This window comes from Collinsella aerofaciens (assembly GCF_039752955.1).
GTDB lineage: Bacteria > Actinomycetota > Coriobacteriia > Coriobacteriales > Coriobacteriaceae > Collinsella > Collinsella aerofaciens_BI.
Window position 1 is genome coordinate 1 of the sequence record NZ_JBDMHB010000035.1, and the last position, 10,031, is coordinate 10,031.

At 59.1% G+C, this 10,031-nt stretch carries 10 protein-coding genes and 1 pseudogene; 4 read left to right on the top strand and 7 right to left on the bottom strand.

The annotated features are described in order from the left end of the window. The 3 genes and pseudogenes from ABHR75_RS07670 to ABHR75_RS09940 all read right to left on the bottom strand — a co-directional run. Positions 1-1,024, bottom strand: a 1,024-nt coding sequence (locus tag ABHR75_RS07670; protein WP_346964026.1) for an IS256 family transposase, incomplete at its 3' end; no start/stop codon positions are given. 443 nt (positions 1,025-1,467) lie between these two features. Further along, positions 1,468-2,430 (bottom strand): tyrosine-type recombinase/integrase, encoded by a 963-nt coding sequence (locus tag ABHR75_RS07680; protein ID WP_430392707.1) that lies wholly within the window; start codon positions 2,428-2,430, stop codon positions 1,468-1,470. A gap of 30 nt (positions 2,431-2,460) precedes the next feature. Then, positions 2,461-2,661, bottom strand: a pseudogene (locus tag ABHR75_RS09940) (integrase DNA-binding domain-containing protein); the annotation flags it as partial. Positions 2,662-2,861: 200 nt separating this feature from the next. On the opposite strand from ABHR75_RS09940, the gene ABHR75_RS07685 reads away from it, so the two are divergent. Beyond that, positions 2,862-4,124: an IS30 family transposase gene (locus tag ABHR75_RS07685; protein WP_346964027.1), complete on the top strand. Its 1,263-nt coding sequence runs from the start codon at positions 2,862-2,864 to the stop codon at positions 4,122-4,124. Between the two features lie 219 nt (positions 4,125-4,343). Here ABHR75_RS07685 and ABHR75_RS07690 read toward each other — a convergent pair whose 3' ends face one another. The 4 genes from ABHR75_RS07690 to ABHR75_RS07705 form a co-directional block, all read right to left on the bottom strand. Beyond that, positions 4,344-4,460, bottom strand: coding sequence for an excisionase (locus ABHR75_RS07690; RefSeq protein WP_430392708.1), 117 nt, complete (start codon positions 4,458-4,460; stop codon positions 4,344-4,346). 451 nt (positions 4,461-4,911) lie between these two features. Continuing rightward, on the bottom strand, positions 4,912-5,172 hold the full coding sequence (locus ABHR75_RS07695; protein ID WP_002590583.1) for a helix-turn-helix domain-containing protein: 261 nt from the start codon (positions 5,170-5,172) through the stop codon (positions 4,912-4,914). Beyond that, positions 5,153-5,611, bottom strand: coding sequence for an RNA polymerase sigma factor (locus ABHR75_RS07700; RefSeq protein WP_346964028.1), 459 nt, complete (start codon positions 5,609-5,611; stop codon positions 5,153-5,155). Before ABHR75_RS07700 ends, ABHR75_RS07695 begins: the two co-directional genes overlap by 20 nt. A 109-nt stretch (positions 5,612-5,720) precedes the next feature. Then, positions 5,721-6,833, bottom strand: a complete 1,113-nt coding sequence (locus ABHR75_RS07705; protein ID WP_346964029.1) for a LacI family DNA-binding transcriptional regulator — start codon at positions 6,831-6,833, stop codon at positions 5,721-5,723. 246 nt (positions 6,834-7,079) lie between these two features. Here ABHR75_RS07705 and ABHR75_RS07710 point away from each other — a divergent pair, with 246 nt between their 5' ends. From ABHR75_RS07710 to glmS, 3 genes are all read left to right on the top strand, one after another. Continuing rightward, positions 7,080-7,961 (top strand): substrate-binding periplasmic protein, encoded by an 882-nt coding sequence (locus tag ABHR75_RS07710; protein ID WP_346964030.1) that lies wholly within the window; start codon positions 7,080-7,082, stop codon positions 7,959-7,961. A gap of 33 nt (positions 7,962-7,994) precedes the next feature. Then, positions 7,995-8,642 carry an amino acid ABC transporter permease gene (locus ABHR75_RS07715; protein WP_346964031.1) on the top strand — a complete coding sequence of 216 codons (648 nt, stop codon included), beginning with the start codon at positions 7,995-7,997 and terminating at the stop codon, positions 8,640-8,642. Between the two features lie 202 nt (positions 8,643-8,844). Then, the coding region (gene glmS, locus ABHR75_RS07720) for a glutamine--fructose-6-phosphate transaminase (isomerizing) (RefSeq protein ID WP_346964032.1) at positions 8,845-10,031 on the top strand (1,187 nt) is incomplete at its 3' end.

Below are 10,031 nucleotides of genomic sequence, written 5' to 3' on the forward strand. Positions count from 1 at the left end.
TCTCCCGGTTGGTCCTCTCCTGCACGTTGTTGGTGCGCAGGCGCCTCCAGTGGGTCGGCGGGAAGTCGAGGTAGGCCAGCGCGTCGGGCTCGGCCTCCTCCAGCACCGCCGCCGCCCTGGGGCAGCACCCCTCCAGCATGTCGCACGCCGCGTGGTACATGGCCGTCACGGTGGCGGCGTCGCGCCCGCGGAACACCTGCGACACGATCCTGCCCACGCGGCGCCTGAGCTGCCAGGAGCCGGCCTCGCGCATGCAGTCGCGCATGAGGTGGACCGCGCAGCGCTGCCACGCGGCGCCCTGGAAGACCTCGCCGAGCGCCCGGACGAGCCCCGGGTGGGCGTCCGAGACGACGAGCCGCACGCCCGCCGCCCCGCGCGAGCGGATAGCCCGCAGGAAGGCGAGCCACGAGTCGTAGGACTCGGTGTCGACCACGTCGACGCCCAGGACGCGCCTCCAGCCGCCCGCATCGCAGCCGATGGCGGTGACCACGGCGGTGGAGGCGACGCGCCCCTCGCGGCGGCACTTGACGTAGGTCGCGTCGAGCCAGACGTAGGGCACCGGCGAGCCGCCGAGCGGCCTTCCGCATAGGTCCTCGATATCTGCGTCCAGGCTCGAGGCGATGGCGCTCACCTGGTCCTTCGAGAGCCTGGAGACGCCCATCTTCTCGGCCACCCTCTGCACCTTGCGGGTGCTCGTGCCCGTGGCGTACATCTCGGCCACGGCGGCCACGAGCGCGCGGTCGACGCGCTGGTAGCGCTCGAGCACGTCCTCGGGGAAGAAGCTGCCGGAGCGCAGCTTGGGGATGCGCAGCGTCAGCGTGCCGACGCAGGTGGCGAGCGACCTCTCGCGGTAGCCGTTTCGGCTGTTCGCCCCGCCGCCGCACAGCTGGTCGGCCTCGGCGTCCATCACGGCGTTCACGACCTGCTCGGCTAGTCTGCGGAGCAGCTCCTGCATGTCGATGGCGCCGTCGTCGAAACGGGGCATGGCGAGCATGTCCGGCGTCGGGTCTGATAAGATTCCCATAGCGGTCTTCGTCCTTTCCTAGAACCTGTTGTTGTGGTGATTTCAGATTCTAGGACGAAGGCCGTTTTTCGTTAAACGGGCGCTAGGGTGTCACCCTTACACCAACATTTTCGACGCGATCCCGTATGGGTCATTCAATATTTCCGTAGGTGTACTTTTAGGTAAGTGTTTCATTTAATATCCTTCCTTTTCAAAATTAAAAAGTTTGTTTTTCAGAGTTTTTGATTATGATTTCTAATTTTTCAACATCAACGATATGTGTTAATTTAAATCAAAATATAGTTTTTGACTATCTCTTTATAAGTTCTCATAAGCCGGTATAGCCTGTATTTACAGGCTTTCCGGCATTTTTCAAATCGGAAGAAGCTCTTATATATTCTCATTTCCCCTCATGTTTTCGCGTCCAAAAGTAGTAAATCAAGTAGTAAAACCTCTATCTACTACTAAGCAATCAGCCGTTCCATTTCTGCCATTGCACTATCAGAGGTAGCATGGGCGTAATAGTTCAGCGTCATGTTGATGTTGGAATGTCCCATGATATACTGCAATGCTTTCGGGTTCATTCCGGCGTTTGCTAAATTGGTACAGAACGTATGGCGTAGGGTATGGGGCGTTGTCACTTTCGGTAAGGCTTCCTCATGGCTTTTGTTGTACTTCTTCACAAGCCCCCGGAACATGGTTTCAAAGTTGACTGCTACTTTCGGTAGCCCGTTCCGGTTAAGGAATAAAAATCTGCTGTAACCGCCGACAATAAAATTGTCTGCCCGTCCCCTGTCATTCAGCACACGCTTGAACGCTTCATAGACTTTGGTACTCATTGGAATTTGTCTGATACCGCTTTTTGTCTTTGGCGTTTCAACATGATACCCAACTCCCGATACTTTCAAAAGCTGGTGGTCTACGTTGATTAGCTTATGCTCAAAGTCAATATCGCTTTCAGTCAGTCCGCAGAGTTCAGAAATGCGAAGCCCTGTTCCTAACAGTATGATAATCTCGTCGTAATACTTCTGATAGACTTTATCACTCTGCACAAAGGACAGGAAAGACGCTTCCTGTGTTGGGGATAGAGGTACCTTTGGTTCGGTGTTATCTTCTAAAACGGTGTTCAACTGGAAGTCAAAGGGATTTTTCCTAATGCAATCGTCCTGTATGGCTGTGTAAAAGGCAGCTTTCAGAGAACGCTTGTGATTGTTGATTGTCTTGAATGAATAGCCCTTATCTTTCATGCGTAAAGCCCATTCTTTCGCGTCGGACAGCTTCACGCTCTCAATGCTGCAAGCTCCAAGACTATCTTCTTCCAAAATCCTCATAAGCTGCTTGCGCCCCTGTTTTGTGCCATGCCGTACATTTGCCCGGTGCCTTATCTGCTTTGCGTAGAGTTGGCAGACAGTCATTTTCTTTCCCAACGTGTCAATCCCGTCGTCAAGGTCTTTCTGTATCTCTTTTTCCTTTTCCCGAAGCGAAATATCTTCACGTTTTCCCGCCGGGGTCTTGTCGGTAGGTACTAACTTCCAAGCGTAAACAAATTGCGGGTTCCCAAAGGTATCTATATATTTGTAAGCATATCTTCCGTCTTTTCTCCGACATTGTTCGTCATGCTCCTTTCCATGACGGAAAGAGCCTTGATATGCTTGTATCTATTATACCACATTCAAGGCTCGATTTCACTATATAACTTCCAAAGTGTCAATGAATTTTTCAAACCCTTGATTGTCATTTTCATTGCAACAGCCTCAGGACTCAGCGCAACGCGTTGCGCTGAGTCCTGAGGCGCGAATCCGGGTAGGCAACCCCAGAGGGGCCGGAATCCCCCGGCCCTCGATGGAGGGAGGCCGGCATGTCCAGACCGAGACCGTCCGGAAGGTCGTACGGGAGGCTCACGAGGCACGAGAGGAACGCGATCGAGAGAATGCTCGACCGCAACCGAAGCGCCCGCGAGATCGCCGCGGAGCTCGGCAGGTCGCCCTCGACCGTGACCAGGGAGGTGGCGGCGCACCGCTACGTCACCGCGCCGCGCTCGCGCTACGGCGAGCCCGCGCCCGAGGACCTCTCGGGGGCCTGCCCCAGGCTCGCCGCATGGCCGAGGTGCTGCAACGGCTGCTCGCACAGGAGGGGCTACGGCTGCTCGAGGAGGCCCAGGGTGTTCTACAGCGCCAGGAGGGCGCAGGAGGCAGCCGACGCCGAGCTCTCGTCGAGCAGATCCGGGATAGACGAGACCGAGGAGGGCGCCGCCGCCAAGCTCGCGGCCATCAGGGGCGGCCTCGCGCGCGGGCTCTCCCCGCAGCAGATAGCGGCGACGACCCCCGGCCTCAGCGCCTCCACCGTATACAGGTGGGTGGACGCCGGCTACGACGGCATGACGAACATGGAGCTCAGGCGCAAGGTCGGCTACAGGCCGAGGTCGCACCGGGCCCCGAGGAGGGCGACGCACCACTCGGCCCGCAGGTCGCACGCGGCGTTCCTCGCGCTCGGCGAGGACGCCTGCGCCGCGGCCTGGGAGATGGACACCGTCGAGGGCGCCAGGGGCGACTCCGCCAGGCTCCTCACGCTCCTGCACCGCCCGAGCCGCTTCCAGCTGGCGCTGCCGCTGCCGGACGGCGCGTGCGCCTCGGTCCTCGCGGCGCTCTCGTCCCTGCGCGGGGTCCTCGGCGAGGACGGCGCGAGGCGCGCCTTCGGCGCCGTGCTCACCGACAACGGGAGCGAGTTCGCCGACGAGGGCGCCATCGCGGCGCTGCTCGGCGAGCGCGACGGCGAGACCAGGCTCTTCTACTGCGACCCCCGGCAGAGCCAACAGAAGGGCGCGTGCGAGAAGAACCACGTGGAGATCAGAAAGCTGCTGCCCAAGGGCGCCGGGGTCAGGTTCGACCGGCTGACGGCGGCGGACTGCGCGCTGCTCATGTCGCAGGTGAACTCCGAACCGAGGGGGGCGCTCGGGTTCCTGACGCCGGCGCGCGTGCTGCGGATGGCCCTCGGGGAGGATGCCTCCGCCCTCATGGACGCGTTCGGGGTGGAGGAGCTGGCGCCCGGCGAGCTCGACCTCACGCCCGGCTGCATCGACAGGGCCAGGGCCGCGAGGGGCGAGGGGCCGCTGGCGGGATAGCCGGCGCGCCGGGGCATGGGCCGGAGGGCCCGTTGCGCTGAGTCCGGAGCGGCTGCGCGGCGGGCTGGCGGAGCATGCCGCGGCAGGGCGGGGACGCCGGCCTCCACAGCCTCTCCACCTGCGGAAACGAGGCGACGGCCAGGTGCCGGGGGCTAGTTCCGCGTTGCGCTAGCTGCGGAAACGCGGGGTCCGTTCAAGCTGTTGCGTTGAGATTGAAAATCAACCGTTTTCTTCCGCTAATTTACGCAGCTTGTTTTCCCCGATACGGAAATATTTTGACGCTTCCTCAATGGTGAGCGTGTACTTCTCCCAGATAGGCACATCAGTAATATTCATTAAAATGTCCCCCTTTCAATAGAGTACAATAGTTTCAAAAGTAGAAAGAGAGCTTTAATCGGACGGTTATTAGCATAACCTCATGGGAATTGCACCCCCGCATGGTTCTCATGCAGCCCTACCCATTGCCTGCGACGCTCTTAACGCTCGGACTGTGGCTGTAAGGAAGTATCATTGTATATTTTGCGTGTCGTCGCCCGCAAGCCGCTACACTTGCTTTCCGGCGCGGTGTTGGTCGCTCGGCTGTCCGGGTGGGGATAACCTCACCCGGATAGCGTCATGGCGCACCCGCCGTATGGCTCGGCGCAAAAGGAACGTATCCGATTTGCCCTATGCTGCGCCGCCGTTATCTTGCGCCGCTTTCTTTGTCAAGGTTCAGAATGGCTTTGCTGCCGCGTCAGCAGCGGAACGGAAAAGGGGGAGAGAGAAAGCGTCCCGCCGCCGCTGCGGTTTATTCCTCTGCCTTAAAGGTGAGGACAGCCATCATCAGTTTTGCTTGCAGCCGTTCCCGAATGTCGTGGTCTACGCCAAAATAGACGTTCCCGCGCTCGTCGTACAGCTTCCGCATGGAGAGGCGGGCTATGTAGCCGCTGAAATGCTGCAAGACAATCTTCATAGCGTCCGGGTCGCCCTTTGTCGCTGCCAAAATGACAGGATAGGGAACAAGGGCTTTTTCCGGGTAGCCGGGTTCGTTACCATTCGTCCCATTCATCAGCATTTTCCTCCAGATATTTTTTTAGTAGCTCAAAAGAGCTTGTCCGCCTGTACTGTATCGTGCTTCTCGACGTATCGAACAGCTCCGCAATCTCGGTGTCGTTCATTCCCTCGAAATAGTACAGGAGTACGGCTTTGCGCTTTTCTTCCGGCAAAGTACGGATTGCTTCAAGAAGCAGCTTCGGCGTGATTTTCTTCCCGGCTCTTTCAAAGGCGGTTTCCCCTTTGAAATATTCATCAAAGGTATGAAGCTGCCGCGCTTCTTCTAAGGTCAAGTCGGAAAAGGTAATCTCCTTTGCCTTATGCCTGTGCAGCTCTTTGTGAGCGTCACACGCTTCATTGTGCAGTACCGTATTGCAAAACTTCTGGAAAGCGCACTGTTTATATGTAATTACAAAAAAATATGGAACAGAATCCATTTTATCAAAACGACTCATGAAAATATGGATTGAATTCCATAAATATCCGTAGCTGTAGCCTTGGCTAATGGGCGTGGGGCCAGAAAAAAGCGCCGCAGCGGGGCTGTTTCCGCTGCGGCGCTTTTTACTACAGGTAGGCGCCCAGGTTGATGGCGGTGGCTTCGGCGTGGTTGCTTGCCTGGGTGCTGGCGCGCTCGAGGAGGAACGGCCGTACGAGTTCTTGGCGGTTGATGTCCTCGGTGGCCGTGACCGCGGTGACGGGGCGCGCGGCAGAGCCGACGCGGATATGTTTGGTCTTTGTCGGGACCTTGTTCTCGATTTGCTCCATCAGCAGTTGGACACCCTTGCGGCCAATTTCGTAGCCCGGAGGCGCCACCGTGGTGAGGGGGACCGACCCACTCCATGCAAGCGGGTTGCCGTCGCATCCGGCCACGCGAATCTGCTCGGGGACGGAGATGCCTTTATCGACCAGCGCCGAGATGACGCCCGAGGCCAACACGTCGGTCAGGCCGACGACAAAATCGGGGCGTTCGTCGGCAGGGCGCCCGGCAATCTGAGCGCCAATGCTGTAGCCGTCGGCTGCGGTATTCCACTCTCCGGCGTCAATGACCTCAATTTTGATATCGGGGTGCAGGGCAAGGGCCTTGTGAATGCCAAGTACGCGCAGGGTGAGCTGCATGAATGCCGCTCTACCCACAACGGTGATATGGCGTGCACCGCGGGCGATGGCGAGCTCGGCGATAATGCGCCCCTGCGCCTCGTTGTCGGCGGCCACGTAGTAACCTGGCTCGGAACAGTGGATGTCCAGATGGACGATCGGCACGGGCATCTTGGCCATGGCGGGGTGCCAGTCGGGGGACGCCATGGGCTGAACCATGACGCCGGACATTTGTGTGCCCATAAAATAGCGCAGGTAATGGTCCTCGAGAATATCGTCGTTATCGGCGTTGGCGATGAGTAGGTCGTAACCGTGCTTACGGGCCTCGTTATGGGCGCCGCTGGCAATTTGGAGCGAGAAGCCGTGGTCGAGACGGGGGAGAACCAGGCCAAAGGACTTGGTGGTGCCGCCCGCGAGCTGACGGGCGCTTTGGTTGGGCAGGTAGCCAAGGCGACTGATGGTCTCGTTGATGAGCTTAAGGGTCTCGGGGCGCAGCTTTTCGGGGTGGTTGAGTGCGTTGGAAACCGTGCCCAGCGAAACCCCTGCCTCGCGCGCGACATCGCTGATTTTTACCTTTGCCATAGCGGCCCCTTTGATGCGTTTCAAGTACAAGCCAGATTGTAGCATCGCCCGCCCCTAGGGTGTCAAAACCTTCCAATTGGGGACAGGTTTATTGTGGCAGGTTTTATCTGGGTAAACGCTGGAGACCAAGCCACCACAAAGGTGCCTGTCCCCCTTTGTAGTGGTTTTGATACGGCTGGGCTGCGCGCTCAACAGTGGAGTGTCTACAATAGAAGCCGTTTTGAACGTAGATTGAAAGGCTTTGGTATGACTCGCTCTGTTTCTCGTCGTGATTTCCTGAGTTTGCTTGCCGGTACAGCATTAGTTGCGGCGAGCGGTTGCGCTGGCAATGGCGCTGACAGGGGCTCTGCCGCTGGTTCTGCTGCGGGTGCGGGCGACGATATCAAAGGCGCCAAGCTCACCTTTGTGGGCGACGATGCCTTCGCGCCCTATCGTTATCTGGAGACGCAGTCGGACGGCAAGCAGAAGGTTGTCGGCCTGGATATCGCCATTGCCGATGAGATGGCCTCGCGCCTGGGCTTTTCTTACGACTTTGAGCCGCAGGACTTTGCTGCCACGCTTGCATCGGTGCAGGGCGATGACAAGGCCTTTACCATGGCGATGAGCTCCAACGAAGAGCGCAAGCAGACGTACGACTTCACGCGCGGCTATTATCAGCCGCTCGTAGGCGTTCTCACACTTGGCGGCGATCCTGTCAAGCGCGTCGAGGACCTTGCCGGCAAGTCCATCGCCTGCACCACCGGCACCGTGCAGAACAAGTTCATCGCCAAGGTCATGCCCGATGCCGATATTCACACGTACGACGGCGGCGACCAGTGCCTGCAAGAGGTGCTCGCTGGGCGCATCGATGCCTACCTGTGCGACGGCGCCGAGGGCCAGTCCATGCGCGATGCGAACGAGGGCCTGGTGCTGGGCTTGCTCGATCGTTCCGAGACGAGCGGTCATGTGGGCGTGTACCGCCTGATGGCCAAGAAGGGTGCCGGCTTTGTCGTGGCGCTTGACGAGTGCATCGGCGAGATGCTCGAGGATGGCACCATCGACGGCTATATCAAGCAGTATGTGGGCGCCGACTTTATGTGGAACGGCGACTATTCCGCTTCCGGCACGTCGACGGTTGCCGGAAAATAGCGATCCGGTGAGGCGCACGCCGAGGGCATGCTGATGAAGCTTGAACTGCTAGAACCATATATACCGATGTTTATGAGCGGCCTGGTCGTGACCTGTCAGGTGACGGCCGCCGCTCTGGTTATAGCGCTTGCCCTGGGCTTTCTCATTGCCGTGCTCAAGGTTTTACCCTGTCGCCCATTGCGTGCGGTGCTCAGCTTCTACACCTCTATCTTTCGCGGCGTTCCGCTTATCGTGCTGCTCTTTTTGGCGTACTTTGCGACGCCGCAGCTCACGGGTTTTAAAATATCGATGTTTGCCGCCGGTGTCATTACGCTGGGGCTTAACGGCTCAGCGACGGTGTCCGAGACGGTACGCGGTGGTATCGAGGGCGTTGACCGGGGTCAGTACGATGCCGCTCGGGCCATCGGGCTTCGCTATGTTCCCATGATGCGCAAGATCGTTGTTCCGCAGGCTATGCGCTCGATTGCCCCCGCCCTGGTCAACGAAGTGATCACGGTCCTCAAGAGCTCCTCGCTGGTGGCAACCATCGGCCTGATGGACATGATGCGTGCTGCCCAGAGCGTGCAAGCGCTCACCTATCGGGCCTTTGAACCGTTTTTGGTGGCGGCCGTGGTCTACTACGTCATTGTCATGGCGCTCACTGCCCTGGGTAATCGGCTCGAGCATCGTCTGCGCCTCTAGAACCGATCAAGCCACCACAAAGGCGCCTGTCCCCATCGTGATGATTTGGGCATGTGTGCATCGGGTGGTATCTAAGTTGAGATACCAATTCTGGTATATCAGCTTGCGCTTGCGTGAGTACAATACTCGAACGTTATACGTCTCAGCGCCCCCCCCCCGTGCGTGGACGTCTTGCAGTCACGCGAACGAAGGGATTTATCCTATGTGCGGAATTGTCGGCTACACCGGATCTGATATTGCAAAGAACATCCTGGTCACAGGCCTTAAGCGCATGGAGTATCGCGGCTATGACTCCTCGGGCGTCGCGCTCGAGGTGGGCGAGGGTGCCGCGGCGCACCTCGACGTCATCCGCCGCGTGGGTAAGGTTGTGGGTCTGGAGAGCGAGCTTTCCAATATCGATAGCGACGCAACCTGCGGTATCGGTCACACCCGTTGGGCCACCCACGGCAAGCCTTCCGTCGTTAATGCTCATCCCCACACCAGCTGCGACGGTCGCATCGCCATCGTCCACAACGGCATTATCGAGAACTTCGCCGAGCTGCGCGAGGAGCTGGAGGGCCGCGGCCATCACTTTAAGAGCGAGACCGATACGGAGGTCTTCGCGCATCTGATCGAAGAAGCTTATGTCGAGACGCACGACCTGATGGCCTCCGTGCGCGAGGCTTGCACCCACGTGGTCGGCGCCTATGGTTTGGCCGCCGTGTGCACCGACGAGCCCGGCGTGATCGCCGTGGCCCGCAAGGACTCTCCGATTGTGGTCGGCGTGGGCGAGACCGGCTCCTACGTTGCCTCCGACGTGATCGCGCTTATCGATGCCACCCGCGATGTCGCGGTGCTCGAGGACGGTCAGTTTGCCAAGCTTACGCCTGCGGGCGTCGAGTACACCGACGAGGCCGGCAATGTCATCGAGCCCAAGGTCACCCACATCGATTGGGATCTGGATATGGCCGAAAAGGGCGGCTATCCCGACTTTATGCTCAAGGAGATTCACGAGCAGCCTCGCGTCGTGCGCGATACCCTGGTTGGCCGCATGACCCCCGCCGGTGAGCTCGATATCGACGAGCTGGGCCTTTCGCTCGAGGAGCTCAACGATATCGACCGCGTCTACGTGATCGCCTGCGGCACCAGCTATCACGCCGGGCTCATCGCCAAGAACCTTATCGAGGGCTGGGCTCGCATTCCCACCGAGGTTGAGGCTGCCAGCGAGTTCCGCTATCGCAACCCCATCATCACGCCGACGACGCTCGTCGTTGCCGTGTCCCAGTCGGGCGAGACGGCCGATACCCTCGCCGCCATTCGCGACGCGCGTATCAAGGGCGCCAAGGTCTTTGGCATCACCAACGTGGTGGGCAGCCCGGTGGCGCGCGAAAGCGACGGCGTCATCTACAC